The 19,530-nt window shown below is 46.0% G+C and carries 18 protein-coding genes; 15 read left to right on the top strand and 3 right to left on the bottom strand.

Going from position 1 to position 19,530, the window contains the following annotated elements:
- Positions 1 to 81 precede the first annotated feature (81 nt).
- Entirely contained in the window at positions 82 to 471 is a 390-nt protein-coding gene (locus KJS65_RS15425; protein WP_136604033.1) for a cupredoxin domain-containing protein, read from the bottom strand.
- 268 nt (positions 472 to 739) lie between these two features.
- Between KJS65_RS15425 and KJS65_RS15420 the strand changes: the two genes are divergently transcribed.
- Complete coding sequence (locus tag KJS65_RS15420; protein WP_213650557.1) at positions 740 to 1,882, top strand: GGDEF domain-containing protein; 1,143 nt, start codon at positions 740 to 742, stop codon at positions 1,880 to 1,882.
- Between the two features lie 146 nt (positions 1,883 to 2,028).
- Here KJS65_RS15420 and KJS65_RS15415 read toward each other — a convergent pair whose 3' ends face one another.
- Positions 2,029 to 2,382 (bottom strand): phage holin family protein, encoded by a 354-nt coding sequence (locus tag KJS65_RS15415; RefSeq protein ID WP_136604035.1) that lies wholly within the window; start codon positions 2,380 to 2,382, stop codon positions 2,029 to 2,031.
- 281 nt (positions 2,383 to 2,663) lie between these two features.
- Here KJS65_RS15415 and KJS65_RS15410 point away from each other — a divergent pair, with 281 nt between their 5' ends.
- The 10 genes from KJS65_RS15410 (at position 2,664) to KJS65_RS15365 (ending at position 15,363) form a co-directional block, all read left to right on the top strand.
- A complete protein-coding gene (locus tag KJS65_RS15410) occupies positions 2,664 to 5,030 on the top strand; it encodes an endonuclease MutS2 (RefSeq protein ID WP_213650556.1) in 2,367 nt (788 codons plus the stop codon).
- A gap of 42 nt (positions 5,031 to 5,072) precedes the next feature.
- Positions 5,073 to 5,492 (top strand): DUF350 domain-containing protein, encoded by a 420-nt coding sequence (locus KJS65_RS15405; RefSeq protein ID WP_136604037.1) that lies wholly within the window; start codon positions 5,073 to 5,075, stop codon positions 5,490 to 5,492.
- Positions 5,493 to 5,622: 130 nt separating this feature from the next.
- Positions 5,623 to 6,186 carry a hypothetical protein gene (locus KJS65_RS15400; RefSeq protein ID WP_213650555.1) on the top strand — a complete coding sequence of 188 codons (564 nt, stop codon included), beginning with the start codon at positions 5,623 to 5,625 and terminating at the stop codon, positions 6,184 to 6,186.
- A gap of 96 nt (positions 6,187 to 6,282) precedes the next feature.
- Complete coding sequence (locus KJS65_RS15395; protein ID WP_213650554.1) at positions 6,283 to 7,491, top strand: MFS transporter; 1,209 nt, start codon at positions 6,283 to 6,285, stop codon at positions 7,489 to 7,491.
- Positions 7,492 to 7,723: 232 nt separating this feature from the next.
- Positions 7,724 to 8,491, top strand: coding sequence for an ABC transporter ATP-binding protein (locus KJS65_RS15390; protein WP_213650553.1), 768 nt, complete (start codon positions 7,724 to 7,726; stop codon positions 8,489 to 8,491).
- A complete protein-coding gene (locus KJS65_RS15385; protein ID WP_213650552.1) occupies positions 8,478 to 10,409 on the top strand; it encodes an ABC transporter permease in 1,932 nt (643 codons plus the stop codon). Before KJS65_RS15390 ends, KJS65_RS15385 begins: the two co-directional genes overlap by 14 nt.
- 22 nt (positions 10,410 to 10,431) lie before the next feature.
- Positions 10,432 to 10,797 carry a YxeA family protein gene (locus KJS65_RS15380; protein WP_213650551.1) on the top strand — a complete coding sequence of 122 codons (366 nt, stop codon included), beginning with the start codon at positions 10,432 to 10,434 and terminating at the stop codon, positions 10,795 to 10,797.
- A gap of 108 nt (positions 10,798 to 10,905) precedes the next feature.
- Positions 10,906 to 13,101: a M1 family metallopeptidase gene (locus KJS65_RS15375; RefSeq protein WP_213650550.1), complete on the top strand. Its 2,196-nt coding sequence runs from the start codon at positions 10,906 to 10,908 to the stop codon at positions 13,099 to 13,101.
- A 132-nt stretch (positions 13,102 to 13,233) separates the two neighbouring features.
- Complete coding sequence (locus KJS65_RS15370) at positions 13,234 to 13,941, top strand: response regulator transcription factor (protein ID WP_213650549.1); 708 nt, start codon at positions 13,234 to 13,236, stop codon at positions 13,939 to 13,941.
- Positions 13,942 to 13,944: 3 nt separating this feature from the next.
- Positions 13,945 to 15,363, top strand: coding sequence for a sensor histidine kinase (locus tag KJS65_RS15365; RefSeq protein ID WP_213650548.1), 1,419 nt, complete (start codon positions 13,945 to 13,947; stop codon positions 15,361 to 15,363).
- A gap of 85 nt (positions 15,364 to 15,448) precedes the next feature.
- Here the strand turns inward: KJS65_RS15365 and KJS65_RS15360 are convergent, their stop codons facing one another.
- Positions 15,449 to 16,690 (bottom strand): NAD(P)/FAD-dependent oxidoreductase, encoded by a 1,242-nt coding sequence (locus tag KJS65_RS15360; RefSeq protein ID WP_213650547.1) that lies wholly within the window; start codon positions 16,688 to 16,690, stop codon positions 15,449 to 15,451.
- 134 nt (positions 16,691 to 16,824) lie between these two features.
- Here KJS65_RS15360 and KJS65_RS15355 point away from each other — a divergent pair, with 134 nt between their 5' ends.
- The 4 genes from KJS65_RS15355 to KJS65_RS15340 all read left to right on the top strand — a co-directional run bounded on the left by KJS65_RS15355 (position 16,825) and on the right by KJS65_RS15340 (position 19,439).
- Entirely contained in the window at positions 16,825 to 17,061 is a 237-nt protein-coding gene (locus tag KJS65_RS15355; RefSeq protein WP_213650546.1) for a hypothetical protein, read from the top strand.
- A 25-nt stretch (positions 17,062 to 17,086) separates the two neighbouring features.
- A complete protein-coding gene (locus tag KJS65_RS15350; protein WP_136604048.1) occupies positions 17,087 to 17,485 on the top strand; it encodes a spore coat protein in 399 nt (132 codons plus the stop codon).
- 227 nt (positions 17,486 to 17,712) lie between these two features.
- Positions 17,713 to 18,213 carry an Lrp/AsnC family transcriptional regulator gene (locus KJS65_RS15345; protein ID WP_213650545.1) on the top strand — a complete coding sequence of 167 codons (501 nt, stop codon included), beginning with the start codon at positions 17,713 to 17,715 and terminating at the stop codon, positions 18,211 to 18,213.
- 14 nt (positions 18,214 to 18,227) lie between these two features.
- Positions 18,228 to 19,439, top strand: a complete 1,212-nt coding sequence (locus KJS65_RS15340; protein ID WP_213650544.1) for an aminotransferase class I/II-fold pyridoxal phosphate-dependent enzyme — start codon at positions 18,228 to 18,230, stop codon at positions 19,437 to 19,439.
- Positions 19,440 to 19,530 lie beyond the last annotated feature (91 nt).

Below are 19,530 nucleotides of genomic sequence, written 5' to 3'. Positions count from 1 at the left end.
AGACCGCAAGGCAGGAACATTAAGGCATTCGTTCCTTTTGACGGAGCTGGAGGGGATTTGCTGTGCTGCTAGGGGAGAAGACTATTCGTCCACAATGACTTTGGCGAGCATGGCCGTATGTCCCGCGCCGCACATGACGGAGCAGGTCATTTCGAAAGTGCCGGCTTTCTCCGGCGTAACGACCATGGACTTATGTTTGTTGTCGAGCTGTAATTCAAGTGCGGGAATCAATACGCCGTGGGTACCTTGCTCGTTGTCGAGCGAAATTTTTACGGGAACTCCCTTTTTAAGATGATATTCTTGTTTATCAAACGCAAAGTTCTTTGCTTTGATGACTAATTCTTCGCTAGGGGCAACGCCCGTGTCGCTGACACCGCTGCTTGCAGTCGAAGCGTCTTCCTTTGCTGCCCCGCAAGCGGAAAGTACCAGAAGAAGCATGCAGGAGAGAACAAAAGCTAGGGTCTTCTTCAATGTGATCCTCCTCAAACTTTAATTTTTTGTGACAATTCTAGTAGTCATCATACCCCAAAAATGGAATTCCGGAACATTACTGTTTTGAATAATTGGTGAACTTGCCGATAAGGTTCAACCAAACCAGGCATAACAGGGGTATATTTCAAATTCCTTACAGATCCAATGATGTATTTGTCTTTCCATTAAGATATAATTATAATCACAGTTTATATTGGTTGTTGTCATTTGAATTTATTCTTTCCTAGAGTAGGGGATTGACTTTTCAATGGACAGGAAAAATATTATTTTGGAGGACCGGTGGCACCGTAAAATTCTGAATGCCTACTGGATCGTTATGCTAATGTTCCTTGCGGCACAATCCGTTTTTTTACTGTCGGGCGGAGTCTTTCCTGATACAGTAGGAATGGATGCAAGCTCATGGACCCGACTGGCGGGATCCAATGGTTTTACCATGCTGATTCTGGTAGCAACCGAAATATGGTTGAGATATTGGCCGAAGCATCATAAAAAAGCTATTGTGGGTTGCGGTTTTTTGTTGTCTTACATGTTCTATTTTATTATAGAACCGTCAGCAGACGGGGCACAGATGGCTTTGCTGCTTCCTGTGTTGATTTCTATTGTTTATTTTGATCGGAAGATGTTGTACGGATTCGGTGTGTTTACGATTCTGATCTATGGATTTTTATATTTCCTGATGGAGCGTCCATGGTATCACAAGCCTATTCAGGAATTTATTCAAGTAGAAAGTGTATTCATAGTCAGTCTGATTATCGGACGTACTATTTTGGTCAGGGTAAAGGAATTTATCAGCTATCTGAAGTCTGTAATGAAATCCGAGCAGCAGCTGCTCGTGGAGAAAACCATATCGGACAAGCTCCTGAAGATGGATGCTTTGACCGGACTCTATAACCATAAAACGTTTCATGAATACCTTGATGCTCTGCTGGAGCACTCAGAAAAATATCATCTACCTCTGCAGCTGGCGATTATTGATATCGATGCCTTTAAAAAGGTAAATGATACATATGGACATTGGGTGGGAGATCTGGTGCTCAAGCAAGTGGCCTCTACCATCACGTTGATTATGATGCCGAATGATTTTGCCTCACGTTATGGCGGAGAGGAATTCGCGGTTATTTTTGCAGATAAAACTTTGGCGGAAGCACAGTCGATAACAGAAGATCTGCGTAAGGGGATTTCCATTGTAGAACATTCGAATATGAAAGGCAGACCGGTTACGGTAAGCATCGGTTTATGTGATTACCAGCCTGGAGATGATAAGGAATCCCTGTTCCGCAAGGCGGACAGTGCTCTTTATCAAGCAAAGCGAACGGGTAAAAATAAAGTGGTGACAGCTTCTGATTCGATACTTTCGGACTCGCTTGAGGGCAAGGTTGCTTCCATCTGATCCATGACAGGCTAACCATGAAAACCCCCTGTTCCGTGGGAACAGGGGGTTTTTGGAGCGGATATCAGCTTCGCTAGATGGTGATATCCATTCCTGGTGTAGAATGAACTACAACTTGTTTCGTTCATTCCATACAGCCGGGATGGTTATTTATGGTCTTTGGCTGCATTGAAAGGAGTTACCGGAATGAACAGGTCGATGATCCCGATGACGAGGGCAGCGAGGACGGCACCTAGGATGGTGACGCTAACGCCTCCAACGATAAACTGGGCGATGTATATGACCACCGCACTTACGATAAAGCCGACAATGCCTCGACCGAATGGCGATACTCTTTTCCCGAAGATTCCTTCCACAACCCAACCGAGCAAAGCAATGACCAGAGCCAGCAGTAAAGCGCTCCAGAATCCGCCCACGGAGAATTGCGGAACGATCCAGCCGACAATCATAAGCACGATCGCGGAAACGATAAATCGTACAACATGCCCTAGAAAATGCATGCAATTGGCCTCCTTTTGTGTAAAAGATACGTTGATAAATCATTTCACAATGCTTCGCTTCATTCATTATGAAATGGATTCAAATATCATGTCATAATGCGCCCGCTTGTATCATTATGAAATGATTCTATATGCAAGGTTTATTGTATTCAAATCGTGAAATCTTATGTATCAGAATGATGGATTTTGCTGGAATTTGATAAGACTGGCTTTCGTAAATAGCGAAGCCACAGAAGTTTCGTATATAATAAAGGCAATGTATGAGAGGAGTAGTGAAATTCTTGGACGATAAGATTTTGCATACGCTGGAATACCGCAAGATTTTAAATAAATGTGTCAGCTATGCCCAGACTCCCATGGGTAAACAAATAACGGAAAGCCTGAAACCCGATACAGATCTAGAATCGGTAAAACGGCTGCTACAGGCGACCGATGAAGCATACACTGTGGATCGGCTGAAGGGAACGCCTTCCTTCGGTGGGATCAGCGATATATCAGCTGCGTTGAAACGGGCAAAGATTGGCGGCACATTAAACCCTCATGAGTTGCTGGCAGTTAGTAACACGACGAATGGGTCAAGACGTATTAAACGTTTTATCACCCAAATGAATGAAGATGAGCCACTGAAGCTGCTTATGGACATCAGCGAAAATATATCGGAACAAAAAGTGCTTGAGGATGCCATTAAAGCATGCATATCGGATGAAGCTGAAGTGCTCGATTCGGCGAGCCCTGGCCTTGCTCAAGTTCGGCGTGAGCTGCGCTCCGGTGAAGTGCGTATTCGTGAAAAGCTTGACAACATGATTCGCTCATCCTCTGTGGCCAAAATGCTGCAGGATCAGCTTGTAACCATTCGTGGTGATCGGTTCGTTATTCCTGTAAAGGCAGAATACCGTTCTTATTTTGGCGGAATTGTCCATGACCAGTCCGGCTCCGGCGCAACCTTGTTTATCGAGCCTGAATCCATTGTGGCCATGAATAACAAGCTGCGCGAGACCCGGATGAAGGAAGAACGCGAAGTTGAAATTATTTTACAGAAGCTGACGGCATTAGTTGGCGACGAGGCTGATCTGATCGTATTTGATCTGGATTTGGTGGGACAGCTTGATTTTATATTTGCAAAAGCCCGTTTGGCTCATGTGATGAAAGCAACAATGCCAAGAATGAACGACCGCGGATATTTAAAGCTGCGTAAGGGGCGGCACCCCCTCATAGAGATGGACAAGGTTGTTCCGATCGATGTGGAGCTTGGAAATTCGTATACTTCTATTATCGTGACCGGCCCAAATACAGGTGGTAAAACGGTAACGCTGAAGACAATCGGTCTGCTGAGCTTAATGGCGATGTCGGGTTTGTTTGTACCGGCCGAAGAAGGCAGTCAGCTCTGTGTATTTGATGCCATTTATGCCGATATTGGGGATGAGCAAAGTATCGAGCAAAGCTTGAGCACATTCTCCAGCCATATGACCAATATCATCCGGATTCTGAAAAATATGACGCCTAAAAGCCTTGTTCTTCTGGACGAGGTTGGTGCAGGTACGGATCCGGCTGAAGGTTCCGCACTCGCCATCTCCATTCTGGAGCATATTCATCAGACGGGCTGCCGCATGATCGCTACGACTCACTACAGTGAGCTGAAGGCTTATGCTTATGAGCGGAAAGCGGTCATTAACGCAAGCATGGAGTTTGACGTCAATACCTTAAGCCCGACTTACCGGCTGCTTGTAGGGGTACCAGGCCGAAGCAATGCATTCGCGATTGCCGAGCGGCTCGGACTGCCGAACCAAATCCTGGATTATGCGCGCGGAGAAGTCAACGAAGAGGATCAGCGCGTTGAACATATGATTGCTTCCCTCGAGGAAAACCGCCTGGGTGCTGAAGTGGAGCGCGGGCAGGCGGAAAAGCTGCGTCAGGAAATGGAACAACTGCGCACCCGTCACCAACAGGAGCTGGAGAAACTCGAGCAGCAGCGAGAGCGTATGATTGAAAAGGCATCGGCAGAGGCGAGAGAGGTCATTGCCAAAGCGAAACGTGAAGCTGAGGAGATCATCACTGACTTACGGCAGCTGGCGAAGGAAGAAGGAGCTTCCGTCAAGGAGCATAAGCTGATTGCTGCTCGCAGAATGCTGGATGAAGCCGAACCGCAGCAGCGTAAGAAAACACCTGCACGGAACAAGGTCAAGACTCCTCGTAAGATTGAAGCAGGGGATGAAGTCATGGTCTACAGCCTGAACCAGAAAGGTAATGTTGTAGAGCTCGCAGGCTCAAAGGAAGCAGTCGTGCAGCTAGGCATTATGAAGATGAAGGTCAGACTAGATGATCTGGAACTCGTCCAATCGCATGAAGCTATAGCCAAGCAAGGACAGAAGCAGGCTACGATCGTGAAACGTACACGAGACGAGAATATCCGGAGTGAACTGGATTTACGCGGAGCGAATTTGGAGGAAGCATTAATTGAGGTGGATCGCTTTATAGACGAAGCCTTCCTTGGCAATTTAGGCCAGGTTTATTTGATCCACGGAAAAGGAACAGGCATACTCCGAAACGGTATTACAGATTACCTGCGTAAGCATAAGCATATAAAAAGCTTCCGTCTAGGCAATTATGGCGAAGGCGGCACAGGTGTAACCGTAGCAGAACTGAAGTAAAGCTGCGAATATGCTCAGGGCAGATATGAAGGGGGCAGGAACATGAAGAATTGGGTTGATCAGCTGCTGGCTCATCCCCTGGGAACGCTGATCGGTTATTTCTCGGTGGCCATATTGGGCTTAATTGTATTTTTGTACCTGTTTGAGCTCGTGGCCAGGTATAACTGCTGGAATGAGATCGGCCGCGGAAATGTCGCGGCTTCTCTGGCTACCGGCGGCAAAATTTTCGCCATTTGCAATGTGCTAAGGTATAGTATTGAGGCGAAAACCTCCATTTACGACACGATGAAGTGGGCATTTTTCGGCTTTATTCTTCTTTTTGCAGCGTATGTACTGTTTGAGTTTTTAACTCCTGTTTTTTCGGTTGATGAGGAAATTCGGAAGGATAACCGGGCTGTAGGGATCATCTCCCTGCTGATTTCCGTATCGCTGTCCTATGTTATAGGAGCTTGTATTTTTTAGAATTATCATTGAGCTCGTTTTTCTGGGAGGAAGGCATGAAAAATCTGACGAGAATTCTATTTGTGGTGGCTGTAATCTTTTTTGCAGTCGGCATCTTTTATTTAATGAAACATTGAGGAGATGAATGGCAATGGAAACCACCGTTTGCCCATGGTGCCAGACAGAGATTGTCTGGGATGAAGAAATTGGACCTGAAGAGAATTGCCCTTACTGTCACAATGAGTTGAAGGGATACCGCACCTTGAGTATTCAAATCGGTGACGAGGAAGAAGAAGAGGGCACGGAAGAAAGCATGGATTGGGAAGAAGATGCGGAGGAAGGAGATGGATCTTCTTCATTCTGGGCGCAAGAGGATATGCAGCATCAACTTCCGCCATCCATCCGCACATTGGATAAATTTGAAGAAAGCCATGACCTGATGAATTATGAAGAGAGCGTGGAAAAGATTTTGGATGAACAGGAAGAGGTTCCCGAATGTCCAAAATGCCGCGACTACATGATTCTTGCAGGAGCGCAGGAAATCTCGGGTCAAGGCTTTGTCCCAACTCAGTTCAGCGCCCTGAAGGCACCGGTTATACAGCCTCCTTTCCGTGTCAATGTGTATATCTGCACAGGCTGTTTTCATGTGGAAACCAATTTGATGGAAGAAGACCGTTTGCGTATGGTCGATCATCTGAGCCGTCAAAAATCCTGAGCAAGATTTAACGGAAATTAAGCTCTGCCTGAAAATGATATCCCTTCCTTTGGGGCATGTTAAGACAGAACATGTCCGGTAAGCAAGGGGGGACTTATGAAAACGACGGTACATTTAGACCGCCAATCGCAGCTGTTGCTGGCTGTTAATGGGTTGATTGTTCTGGCGGGAGCCCTTTCCGGTACCTTTTTGAATGTGTACTTATGGAAAAGCAAACAGGACTACGCCATGATCGGCTGGTTTACGGTAGCCCAGCAGGTAGCCGTAGGCCTTACGTTTTGGCTGGGCGGCAAGTGGGTAAAGGAATACAACAAAATGAACACCCTGCGTGCAGGGATTGTTCTCTCGGGAATGTTTTATTTACTCGTATTATGGGTCGGTTCGGATGTGGTTCGCTTTATTTGGCCGCTGGGGATATTACTCGGTATTTCGATCGGACTGTTTTGGGTCGCGTTCAATGTCGTTTATTTTGAAGTGACAGACCGTGAGAACCGTGATTTATTTAATGGCTGGGTAGGCCTGCTGGGCTCGTTCACCGGAATTGTGGGACCATGGTTCTCAGGAACTTTGATCACATGGCTGAAGGGTGACAAGGGGTACAGGCTCATATTTACGATTTCATTGGTCATATATGCGATATGTGTGGTACTCAGCTTTTTTCTTAAAAAGAGGGAGAAGGGCAGCAGCTATCACTGGATGGAACCAATCACGCAGCTGCGTAGCAAGGACAGCCCATGGCGTCTTATGTCTTTAGGGCTTGTGGCGCAAGGGATTCGTGAAGGCGTATTTGCTTTTCTGATTGGTCTGCTGGTGTTTGTCGCTACCAAGCAGGAGGCTAGACTAGGGCAATTTACGCTGATCACATCCGCCATATCACTATTGACTTACTGGTTAGCAGGAAAATGGTACAAACCTAAATTCAGAAGCCCGGGTATGCTCGTCGGTGCATTACTTTTGTGGATTGTGATTATTCCACTGCTCTGGAAGACAAGTTATGGAACACTGCTAATTCTGGGGATCGGCTCTTCGTTGTTTATGCCGCTATATATTTTGCCCATGATCTCATCCGGTTTTGATCTGATGGGAACCAGCGATGAAACCGTAGGTAAGCGTGTCGAGCTTGTCGTGCTGCGTGAACTTAGCTTGATGGTTGGGCGTCTGGCGGGTACCTTCATTTTTATTATCGTATTAATGATAAGCAAAACACCTCTGACGATTACGATACTCATGCTGATCCTTGGAGCATCGCCGATTTTAAGCTGGTTTTTCATAAGAAAACTACTGCAGGGCGAACGATCGGCATAAGCTTGGCCGGCAACCATTTTTTAATAACGGGAAATATGAACCCTCAGGGTAGCACTGTAAAGTGGCCCTGAGGGTCTTTTTGTGCTGCCGATTTTTAAGGATCATTGATATTACGTTGTTCGTATTTTTCATATTTAAGGTTTATGTAAGGATTGCATTAAAATGCTGTAAGGTACAGACGTTATGATTACATCTGTGTTCGTTATTACATGCCATTTAAGGAGATTCTCATATGAAAAACATTCTGCAAGCAATCAACGTTAACAAAACATTTGGTGCAAAAGGAAACATATATACGGCTCTGCAGCATATTAACCTGCAAATTCAGGAAGGCGAGTTTGTGGGCATCATGGGCCCATCCGGGGCGGGGAAATCCACGCTACTGAACATATTTTCTACCATTGATACACCAACTTCCGGTGAGATTACAATCGACGGTCAAAATATTGTAACTATGAGTGAAGAGAAGCTGTCGGATTTCCGCCGGAATAAGCTGGGTTTTATATTTCAGGATTATAACCTGCTTGATACATTGACGGTCAAAGAAAACATTTTGCTGCCGCTAGCCTTGTCCAAAGTGCCGCCTGCAGAAATCGAGGTTCGGGTAAACGAAATCGCCGACACATTTGGCATTCGTCAAATTCTTGATAAATACCCGTATCATATCTCGGGTGGCCAAAAGCAGCGGGCAGCGGCTTCAAGGGCGATCGTCGCCAATCCCAGTCTGATCCTGGCAGACGAGCCGACCGGTGCACTTGATTCGAAATCGGCAACTAGCCTGCTGGAGAGTCTGAGCAAGCTCAATGACTCTAATCAATCGACAATTATGATGGTTACTCATGATGCGTATGCCGCCAGTTACTGCAAACGCGTCATCTTTATCAACGATGGTCAGCTCTTCAAAGAGCTGCATAAGCAGCATAAGACGCGGAAAGAGTTTTTCCAACAGATCCTGGAGGTTCTGGCGTCACTCGGAGGTGGGCAACATGACGCTGTTTAGTATTGCCGGGAAGAATATCCGGAAGAATTTTACCAACTACTTCCTTTACTTTGCATCCATGATTTTTAGTATTGTGATCTACTTCACCTTTGTTTCACTGAAGTATGACAGCACCATACAATCAGCATCGGACTCATCGCCTAAAATAAGCTCTGCCTTTAGCGGCGCTGCCGTTGTGCTTATTATTTTCGTTGCGATTTTCATCTGGTACTCGAATTCCTTTTTTACACGAAAGCGTAAGAAAGAGGTCGGACTGTATTCTTTACTGGGAGTCCGGAAAAAGCAGATCGGACGCATGTTGTTTTATGAAAATTTCCTGATGGGCGTACTTGCGCTTATTGTGGGGATTGCTCTAGGCTCTCTGTTAAGCAGGTTTTTCGTATCGATCCTGATGAAGGTGATGGGTTACGATGCCATAAGTCATTTCTCTATTTCTGCGGCAGCGATCTTGAACACGTTCATTGTATTCATGGTCATTACACTCATAACCTCGCTTCAGGGCTACCGGCTGATCTACCGTTTCAAATTAATTGAACTCTTCCATGCAGACCAGCAGCATGAGAAGGAGCCGAAGGCTTCCTTGCTGACCGCCCTTTTATCTCTGGTTCTCGTAGGCCTGGGTTACTGGCTGGCTCTGCAAAATCTTATGAATTCGAAAGCATGGGCGGCACTTGGTTTGATGATCACACCACTTGTTATTCTGATCACCGTGATTCTTGGTACGTATTTGCTGTTCAATACGTTGACAGTGACTTTACTGAAGCTGTCCAGAAAAAACAAGAAAAGCTATTGGAAAGGTCTCAATATCATCGGGACCTCCCAGCTTTTGTACCGGATTAAAGGCAATGCCCGTACGTTAACGATCATCGCCGTACTGAGTGCAACCACATTAACCGCTGTCGGAACAGCCTACAGCCTGTATTACAGCAACCGAAGCGCTGTCTCGCAGGTTAATCCAAACAGCATGATGTTTATTAACACAGACAGTAAGGCAGTGAGCCAGGCCGATAGAATCATCCAGGATTCTCCGGATCACAAGGTTCTTTACCATGCTTCGCTTCAACTGCTCGGGGTGGATGCCAATACCTCCGGACTGGATCAAAACAGCAGCTCGGATGAACAAACCTTCACCGTCCTGTCCAGTCATGACTTCAACAAACTGGCTAAGCTCCAGGGAAGGGAGGATTCATTGAGCCTGCAGGGGGACGAAGCCGCTGCGCTGGATCCGATGTATATCAAAGGGATTTCTCCACAATATGTAGGTTCGGCAATTACGATAAGCGGAAAAGGAATCAATGAAAAGATCAAGTTTAAGGAACTGAAAAAATACAGTGTTCTGAACCAAGGCACCGTATATTCCACCATCGTTGTTAGTGATGAACTGTTTGCTGAATTGAAGCCCAAGTTCCCAATGATGGTCGTTGAGGCTTACGGAATCACACATCAGGACAAAGCCAAACAATTATCGAAGGAGCTGAAAGGCGTTTTACCCGAGAAAGCTGAATTCTCAAGCTTTTACGGTGATTATGCCCGGGGAATGGAATCATCCGGATTGATGATTTTTATGGGCGGATTCCTTGGACTTGTCTTCCTGGCTGCGACTGGCAGCATCATTTACTTCAAACAGTTAACCGAAGCTAATTCCGATAAAGAGAGATATCAGATTTTATATAAAATCGGCGTGAAGAAAAGAGAGATCCGCAAAACGGTTGCTAAGCAGGTTCTGTTTATCTTTGCACTGCCTCTGATTGCCGGGATCGCCCACTGTGCGGTAGCTTTATCTGCGCTATCCAGACTGATGCAAACAAACCTGGTCATTCCAGTGGTCGTTTGCATGGGGATTTACACTTGCATTTATCTGATCTATTACTTCATGACAGTGAATGCTTACTATAAAATCGTAACGAATGCAAAATAACTTAAACATAAGGAGTAAAACAATGAAAAAAGGACTTATTGTTGGTGTTGTGATCTTAGTTATTCTCATCGGAGGTCTTGTATTCATTCAAAATGTGAATCTGAACCGTCTCGGCGCGGACCAATATTACGTGCAAATCCAGGACGGCAAGAAAATGGAAGACAAAGCGAATGACGGCAAAAAGTATATCTACTACGAATACACTCTGGAGGGCTTCGACAAAAACGGGAAGGAAAAGACCGTAACCTTTACAGCAAACAAGGAGCTGCGCAAGGAAGCGTACCTGAGTGTTTACATGAAGGGCGATAAAGCAGGTTCCTACCAAGAGGTGCAAACAAGCGAACTGCCGGTGCAGGCGAAGCAGAAGCTGGAAGAGCTAGGGAAGTAGTGCAGCCTGCCATCATGGAGTAATCAGCGATCGGAAGAATGATCATGGATTGAGCGGACGTAAGAGGAAGTTTTTTAGTTGAATTACATGGCAAAGGGAGAGAACCAAATGAACAATCTCAATTGGACATCCATATCCAAAAAAGCAATGACATACTCGCTGGCATTCATGCTGGCAGCGTGTCCTGTGGCAGCTGGCACAGGACACGCACTGGCAGATCCATTCTCTGCTTCCCAGCAGTCTGCGGACAGCGCCATGACGCACACGCCAATTCAATATCAGATCAATGCCCGCCTGGACGAGAAAAGCATGCATATCCAGGGAAGTGAAACGGTCACGTACCTTAACACTTCGAGTGACACGCTGAAGGAGCTGGTGTTCCACACCTTTGCCGATGCTAACCGCTCTAAATCTACCCAGGCCAGCATGTTCCAGAGAACCAATGCAGAAATCCTGAAGAACAATCCCGGCCTCAAGCCGGAGGTCTTTCTAGGCGGCATTGATATCCAGGTTGTGAAAGTAGGGGGGCGATCCATAACATTCAACAACTCCGACCAGGCGCTGACCGTTCAGCTTCTGCAGGGACTTAAGCCCGGCGAAGCGGTAACGCTTCAAGTAGAATTCGAAGTGAAAATTCCATATGGCTCCGAACGGTTATCCTATTATAAAGACATCATCAACGGCGCTCACTGGTTTCCGGTGATGTCCGTGTATGACGAATCCAAGCATATGTGGGATAAAACGCCTTATAGCACTTCCTTTGAAACCGACTATTACACCTCTTCGGACTTTGAGGTTCACTTTAATGTCCCCGCAGCGTATCAAGTATTGATGCCAGGGACGATCAGCACTCAGGAAGATAGGGAGGCCGGTCGCAAAATCGTCTCCACGGTGGCCAACAACACGCGGGAATTTGTCTTTTTCGCAAGCCCGAACTATAAAGTAGATAGCGTGACCCGAAATGGCCTGACCGTCGAATACTATTATTTTGACAACACGCCGAACAAGAAAAAGATCGTTGACGAATACGTGGACCAAGCCTTCAAGGCGATCGAATTCTTCAATGACAAGTACGGAAAATATCCGTATCCCGAATTTCGCATTGCTGAATCGTATGTTGAGGGATTGGCGGTGGAATTTGCCCGCGTGATTCAGATGGGCATGATCGGTAATAATGCGGATCCGGTGCATGATTCGGTATTCGTGCACGAAATCGCTCATCAATGGTTCCATGCCGTGATCGGCAACAACTCGGAGAAGGAATCGTTTCTGGATGAAGGCTTTGCCGACTTCTCAAAAATCTATTTCTCCGAGAAACAAGGCGATAAGCTGAACGGGTTCAAAGCGCTCCAGTTTGATGACACTTCCTTCGATGTGCCCATCGCTTCGACCAATCAGGAGGTTGGTGATAATGCCAGTCCTGTCTTTTATGAAAAGGGCCGCCAGGCCATTTACCAGCTGTATCGGATGGTTGGCGAAGAGAAATTTGATGCGTTCATGAGAGAATATGTCAAGCGGTATGCATTTAAAAATGCAACGATGGACGGGCTCCTCCAAACCATCGAGGATACACTGGGGAAAGAAGCCCGAAATGAGATGGACAAGTCCCTGCATCAGCCTAATTTTGTCCTGAAGCCTGAATACCGCTTGAGCAAGCAAGAGACAGCCGCATATTTTCATGAGCAGTTCAAAGAGCTATACCGTTCTTCTCTCGCACAGATCCCGGAACTACCGTTTGAGACGATGAGCCGGATTGAGGATAAAGCGCTCCAGGGCGAACCGCTGACCATTGTACTGAGTGACCAGGCGAGTAGCAAGGCGAAAAAGCAGCAAGAGATAATTCTGAATCAGCTGATAGGAACGTTTGAGGTTTCGGGCATTAAGCCAGTCATTATTACGGAGCGTCAGGTATTGAAAAAACAATTGGAAAAGGAAATCGGAGGCAGCAATCTGATCGTGATCGGCAGCGCTCAAACAAATGGTCTGATCCAAGCGCTGAAACCTGGTATTATTCTAAAATCCAAGGATATAGGTTTTGATTGGAAGAGCATGATGAATAAAAAAGACACAGCGGGCGCTTATATCATCAAGCATCCATTGAACAAGAACCGTTTATTGCTCCATTTCTATTGGAACGGGGATGCGCTTGCGGACGGGATGGTTGAGCCGTTTGGGAAGCAAGTGCTGAATGCGCTCAGTTTTACCACTGATTTTTATCAATATTACGAGATGAACAAGACAGGGAAAGTGACTTCAGATCAGAAGACGGCTAACCCAATGTCCAAATTTTTCGCGGAGGAGTAAACAAGCAGGGCTCGTGTTACGATAAGAGCTTGTATAGTGATTTTTGGGGTGAGGAAGCTGAGTATTGCTTAAGCTGTTCCGGTTAAGGCAGTTTTTCCGGATGCTCACCCACGGTAAGGGGGGGGGATAGTTTTGACGTTCAATCAAAAAATCCTCATCGTGGATGATGAGGCGGATATCGTGAGACTTCTTCAAACTGTATTGATTAAAGAAGGCATCGAGCAGGTATACACAGCCGGTACGGCAGAAGAAGGATGGACCGAATTTCAGAAGAGGCAGCCTGACATTGTCGTACTGGATATCATGCTTCCGGATGGAGAAGGCTATGATGTATGCAAAAAAATTCGCAGTGTTTCCAATGTTCCTATATTCTTTTTATCCGCAAAGACAGAAGAGATTGATAAAATTCTAGGCTTTGCCATTGGCGGGGATGACTATATCACTAAGCCTTTTAGCCCGAAAGAGGTGGCTTACCGGATCAAAGCCCGTTTTAGAAGAAATGATATTCCCCAAGATGGAGAGAAAATGGATCATATCATCAAGGCTGGACCTTTCGAATTGGATGAACAAAAAATCGAGCTGAAAAAGAACGGAAGTATCATTGAATTAAAGCCAAAGGAGCTTGGCTTACTCACCCATTTATTGAAGCATCCCAACCAAATCATCAGCAAGGAAAGCCTATATGATCATGTTTGGGGCGAAGAGTTTTTTGGATTTGACAATACGGTGATGGTACATATCCGGAGGCTTAGGGAAAAGATTGAGGAAGACCCTTCAAATCCGCGGTATCTGGTTACGGTGAAGGGACTGGGTTACAAGCTTGCTGTAGAGGATGAGTAATCGATGAAATGGAGGTTAACCGGGAGGTATTTGGTATCCGTTGTCCTTATTGTCGTGATCGTCATTGTCATCAATATCATGGTTATACTGGGGTTGTATATCTTGCAAATGGTAAACAAGGATCTCTTGTTTTCCAGCCATGAATCCTCTGCCGATGCGATAACACGCTCCTTTCAAAATGACATCGTCATCAATCCGGATGGGATAAGTATTACGGAAAAAGGTAAGAAGGTGCTCGAGCAGAATCAGGCATGGATTCAAGTTTTGAATGAGGATGGCAAGCAGGAGTACGGCTATCTTGTCCCTAAAGAGGCGAAAGTGAAATATACACCCATGGACATGATTCAGACGTATAAGTATTTCGAAAAAGAGTTGCTTTCGACTGTGTTTGTTGGAGGGAAAATAGCGCAGAATCACCAATACAGTTATTTGATAGGGTTCAAAAGTCGATATATACAGAGGCAGGTTCTGACCTTCGATTATCGGAAAGTCGGACAGGCACTTAAAATGGGAAGTATCATCCTGATCATTATTGATGGACTCATCGCACTTTGCATTGGCTACATCTTCAGTAAAATACTGACGAAGCCGATTCATACATTAATTGACGGGATCAAACAGCTGGCCAACAAAAAATACAATAAACATTACAAGCCTGCGGGTGTTTATAAAGATGTTTTCCATAATGTTAATCTATTGTCGGAAGAGCTTAGGGCAGGTGAAATGGAAAGAAAGAAGCTGGATCGGATGAAGGAAGAATGGATCGGCAATATATCGCATGATATAAAAACGCCATTAGCTTCGATTCAGGGTTATGCAGAAATGATGAAGGATAAGGATTATCAGTTCTCTATCGATGAAATGAGGGACTACGCCGAGATTATTGAACGCAAGTCACTGTATTTGACGGAGTTGATCGAAGACTTGAACCTGTCCACTCGTCTGAAAAATAAAAAAATGACGCTGAACAAAAAGACCGTGAACATCGTGAGTCTTCTCCGTAATGCCGTGATTGACACGTTAAATGACTCCCGTTATGCGAACCGAAATATTGTCTTTCAGTGCAGTGACGAGGTTATCAAAATGAGCGTCGATGAAATTCTGATCCGCAGGGCGATCAATAACCTCATTTACAATGCGATTGTGCATAATGATGAAACGGTTGTCATTGAAGTGAGTGTGGAGAAGAGCGGGGATCAGGTATTCATCCGTGTCCAAGATAACGGTAAAGGGATCAGACAAGAAGAGGTCGAGCGGATTTTTGACCGCTATTACCGGGGAACAAATACGGGAGAACTGCATAAGGGCTCCGGGCTCGGCATGGCCATTACGCATGATATCGTCGAAGCGCATGATGGAGAGATTAGCGTACACAGCAAGCTGCATGAAGGAACCCGAATGGTCATACGAATGAATGTATAAAGAAGCAGGCAATCTCTTTTAAAGGGACATGCCTGCTTTCTTTATATCTCGGTTCAGGGACCTGCTTCCAACGGTAAACCTTTTTTTATCTCAAAGTCAGCGGCTTATGAGGCGATGGCTTGCTGGTCCGCTGCAAAGAGAGCAACTCCAGCTCAGGCCGATCTTTTCCGGTCAGCACATCACCCAATATATCCGCAGCAATCATGCAGTATACTGTCCCGTTTCCGCCGTACGCCTCTATAAAATAGCTGTTTGGATAATCAGGATATGTGCCGATCATCGGCAGTCCATCATGTGTTGAGCCGAAGATAGAGGCCCAGGCGTAGTCAGCCTTAAGCTCCTTATAACGGGGAAACAGCTTTCTTACCTCGTCCAGCAAAGCCTCGCTTTTATGCAGAGCGCGGCCATCGCGCTCCTCCGGAGCTGGAGGATGCTCGTCCATTCCACCCACAACGATGCGGTTATCCGGTGTAGTTCGCATATACAAATAGGGTCTGGCTGTTTCCCAAATCAAGCAGCGTTCATGCCAGTCGGATAGATCCTTTACCGGGTTGGTAAGCACCGCATAGGATACCTTGAGCACGGCATTTCTGTCCTTTTTGATTTCCTGGGTTTCATACCCCATCGTATAAATGACCTTTTTGGCACGGATCCTATGGGTTTGAGTATGGCATGTAACGCTGTTCTCATCATAATCAAAGTGAACGGCTTCCGTATGCTCGAATACCTGTGCTCCATGCCGGGCAGCTGCTTCAACGAGCGCATGTACCATTCGAAACGGATTAACCTCAGCATCTCCATGGGTATAAAGCGCTGCAGGCTTCGAGAAAGGCATGTTTTGTTCAATCTTGGCTCGATCCCAGTAATCAACATGAAATCCGTATCTTCTGAAATTCTCATACTCCTCCTGCAGCATAGCCACATCATCTTCATGACTGGCGTAGTAGAAGCTGCTGCGGGGGATGAGATGAGGATCGATATTTAAACGGCTGCCTGTATCAATCAGCTTTTGCATTGCGCGTTCACACAGCTTGTAAAATGTAACACCGATCTCCTCGCCGAATGTGTTCATCATTGAGGTGAGCGTTTTGTCATTGGAAAACTGAAGTAGGCCTGTATTCGCTGAAGAGCTGCCGCCCCCGATACTTCTTTTGTCGATCACTATCGTGCTCAGTTTCCGCTTGGTTAGTTCATAGCTCAAAGTTGCTCCGCTCATGCCGCCGCCAACGACGAGAACATCACAGTCCAGATCTTGGTTCAGTACTGGGTATTCAGGAACGGGGCTCAGTGTATGGGGCCAAGCCAGTTTTCCACTATTCAAGATCATCGTACTTCGCTCCTTTTCTTCATTCATGCTTCAGTATTTGCTATTTAAAAGCTGTTTATTGGTAGGTACATAGAAAAAAAAGCCCGGGACATAATATGCATGAGTTAAACATCCCCAGAGGAGGCAAAACACATATGCAATCCGGTCAAATGCAGGCAATTACGGGCAAAGAGCTCGAGTATATTGTCGATTCGATTTCCAATGAAGATTTGCTGATTAAGCAGTGTGCGGCAACGGCTGCAACCAGTCAAAATCCAACCATCCAGCAGGCATGCCAGCAATATATCCGTTCTATGGACCATCATCTGGAGATGCTGGTTCAGGCTCTGCAGCAGCATCAGTCGCTGGCTCCGAACCAGCCTCAACAATAATCCATTACGGGAGGTACGCCGAATCATGTATTATCAAAATCAAAATCAAAACAACTCTGCTTTCATGCAGGATGAAGACCTGCTATATACCATCCTCGCGGATTTGAAACGAACCGTTAGAGAATATACGACAGCTACCACTGAATCATCATGTCCGACTGTACGCCAATTGTTTACACAATTGACCAACGATACGCTGCGGATGCAAGGGGAGCTCTATAATTTGATGAAACAGATGAACATGTACTCTACTTCTTCCAAGGCGCTGCGCCAGGACGTGGACAAGCAGATCCAGGATGCGCGTAATACGCAGCAAAAGGCACGGCAGTTTGTCCAACAAAAAACAGGTGGAATGGGTCAATACGCCCAAACTCCGAATGTTCCGCTTCATCAGCCGAATATTCACAATCCGTACTATATGTAACCGTCGTTCTGTGGGCAACCCAAAAAGCAAAATTGCTATAATATATGTAACCCTCAGGTACTTGCGGTGAAGCATGGCACTTTTTAACCGTCTCTATTTCGGCCCACGCCGTAGAGACGGTTTTTCTTTGCATGCTTCATAAAGTATTGTAATATTAATATTAATCTCTTTCCCGGGTATGACATGATCTGTAAGCAACCCGTGAAATGAATGCTGGAGGATACTGTATGAAAGAACTGACTGAATTGAAATTAAAGGTTCTCGACCTGTTGAATGAAGACGCGAGACGGTCTCCCCAACTTCTCTCAACGCTGATTGGTGTCGAGGAGGAAGCGGTTAAAGAGGCGATTGCCGAGCTTGAGGCGGACCATGTCATTGTAAAATACGCGGCCGTGGTCAACTGGAGCAAGATCGAAGAAGAAACGGTTACAGCGCTCATTGAGGTACAGATTACCCCAGAACGCGGCCGCGGTTTTGAAGGAATTGCCGAACGTATTTATTTGTATCCACAGGTCAAATCCGTATATCTGATGTCCGGAGCATATGATCTGCTGGTCGAAGTAGAAGGCCGCAACTTGCGGGAAGTAGCGAACTTTGTTTCCGAGAAGCTTTCCCCGATTGATTCTGTGCTGTCCACGAAAACCAATTTTATTTTGAAAAAATATAAACAAGACGGAATTATTTTTGAAGACCGTGAAGAAGATAACCGTCTCATGGTCTCACCGTAAAGGAAGATGTTGTCATGATCGTGAATGAAGATACCAAACAGCAGCAAGTCAAATCGATGAATTCTTATCTTGCCCCACTGGTCAGGGATATTCCCCCATCCGGGATCCGCAAATTTTTTGATCTGGCCAATGGCAGCAAGGATATCATCACACTTGGGGTGGGTGAACCCGATTTCACGACTCCTTGGCATGTGAGGGAGGCCTGTGTATATTCCCTGGAACGGGGAGTAACAGCCTATACCTCCAATGCCGGAATGATTGAGCTCCGTGAAGCCATCTCGCAATATTTGCATGAAAGCTTTGAGGTTGGGTATGATCCACAGAATCAGATTATCGTAACGGTCGGCGGCAGTGAAGCCATTGATCTGGCGCTGCGTGCACTCATAGAGCCAGGCGACGAAATCTTGATTCCGGAGCCTTGCTACGTATCCTATTCTCCGATTACATCGATTGGCGGCGGGGTGCCTGTAGGCATTGAAACCTATGCAGAGGATAATTTCAAGCTGACTGCGGAAGCGCTTGAAGCTCAAATTACACCGAAATCCAAAGTATTGATTCTTTGTTATCCAAGTAATCCGACCGGCGCGACTATGACCTATGAGGATTGGCTCCCCATTGCCAAGGTAGTTGAAAAGCATGATTTGATCGTCATCTCCGATGAAATCTATGCAGAACTGACCTATAATCAAAAGCATGTCAGCTTTGCGGCGATTCCTGGCATGATGGATCGTACCGTTCTGGTCAGCGGATTCTCCAAGGCGTTCGCTATGACCGGCTGGCGGATGGGATATGTATGTGCCCATCCGGATATCATTGCCGCAATGCTCAAAATTCACCAGTATACTGTAATGTGTGCGCCGGTGATGGGTCAGGTAGCCGCACTGGAGGCACTGAAGAACGGCATGGGGGAGAAGGACCGTATGGTCGAATCCTACAACCAGCGCAGACGGCTGATCGTTCAGGGATTCCAAGATATCGGACTTCAGTGCCATGAGCCTCAGGGAGCATTTTATGCTTTCCCAAGTATTGTTTCAACGGGACTCAGCTCGGATGAATTTGCCCAGAGGCTGCTGCTTGAAGCCAAGGTTGCCGCTGTACCGGGTACGGCTTTCGGAGCAGGAGGCGAAGGATTTTTACGTTGTTCCTATGCGACTTCCGTAGCCCAATTAACGGAAGCTCTGGATCGGATCGGAGCATTTCTACACAAGCTTAAACAGGAATCATGATTCAAGAATGGACTGGAGCCTATATGAGCTCCAGTTTATTCATTCTTTATAACGTTTTATTCTGTTTTTTGTATAATTTAACAAAAAATTC

This window comes from Paenibacillus sp. J23TS9 (assembly GCF_018403225.1).
Taxonomy (GTDB): domain Bacteria; phylum Bacillota; class Bacilli; order Paenibacillales; family Paenibacillaceae; genus Paenibacillus_AQ.
This window is presented reverse-complemented; position numbering and strand designations above follow the sequence as displayed.

Bases quoted from the DNA above. Each gene is read 5' to 3' on its own strand.
- KJS65_RS15420 (WP_213650557.1), top strand. From the start codon at position 740: ATGGACAGGAAAAATATTATTTTGGAGGACCGGTGGCACCGTAAAATT.
- KJS65_RS15415 (WP_136604035.1), bottom strand. From the start codon at position 2,382: ATGCATTTTCTAGGGCATGTTGTACGATTTATCGTTTCCGCGATCGTG.
- KJS65_RS15405 (WP_136604037.1), top strand. From the start codon at position 5,073: ATGAAGAATTGGGTTGATCAGCTGCTGGCTCATCCCCTGGGAACGCTG.
- KJS65_RS15400 (WP_213650555.1), top strand. From the start codon at position 5,623: ATGGAAACCACCGTTTGCCCATGGTGCCAGACAGAGATTGTCTGGGAT.
- KJS65_RS15395 (WP_213650554.1), top strand. From the start codon at position 6,283: ATGAAAACGACGGTACATTTAGACCGCCAATCGCAGCTGTTGCTGGCT.
- KJS65_RS15390 (WP_213650553.1), top strand. From the start codon at position 7,724: ATGAAAAACATTCTGCAAGCAATCAACGTTAACAAAACATTTGGTGCA.
- KJS65_RS15385 (WP_213650552.1), top strand. From the start codon at position 8,478: ATGACGCTGTTTAGTATTGCCGGGAAGAATATCCGGAAGAATTTTACC.
- KJS65_RS15380 (WP_213650551.1), top strand. From the start codon at position 10,432: ATGAAAAAAGGACTTATTGTTGGTGTTGTGATCTTAGTTATTCTCATC.
- KJS65_RS15375 (WP_213650550.1), top strand. From the start codon at position 10,906: ATGAACAATCTCAATTGGACATCCATATCCAAAAAAGCAATGACATAC.
- KJS65_RS15365 (WP_213650548.1), top strand. From the start codon at position 13,945: ATGAAATGGAGGTTAACCGGGAGGTATTTGGTATCCGTTGTCCTTATT.
- KJS65_RS15360 (WP_213650547.1), bottom strand. From the start codon at position 16,690: ATGATCTTGAATAGTGGAAAACTGGCTTGGCCCCATACACTGAGCCCC.
- KJS65_RS15355 (WP_213650546.1), top strand. From the start codon at position 16,825: ATGCAATCCGGTCAAATGCAGGCAATTACGGGCAAAGAGCTCGAGTAT.
- KJS65_RS15350 (WP_136604048.1), top strand. From the start codon at position 17,087: ATGTATTATCAAAATCAAAATCAAAACAACTCTGCTTTCATGCAGGAT.
- KJS65_RS15345 (WP_213650545.1), top strand. From the start codon at position 17,713: ATGAAAGAACTGACTGAATTGAAATTAAAGGTTCTCGACCTGTTGAAT.
- KJS65_RS15340 (WP_213650544.1), top strand. From the start codon at position 18,228: ATGATCGTGAATGAAGATACCAAACAGCAGCAAGTCAAATCGATGAAT.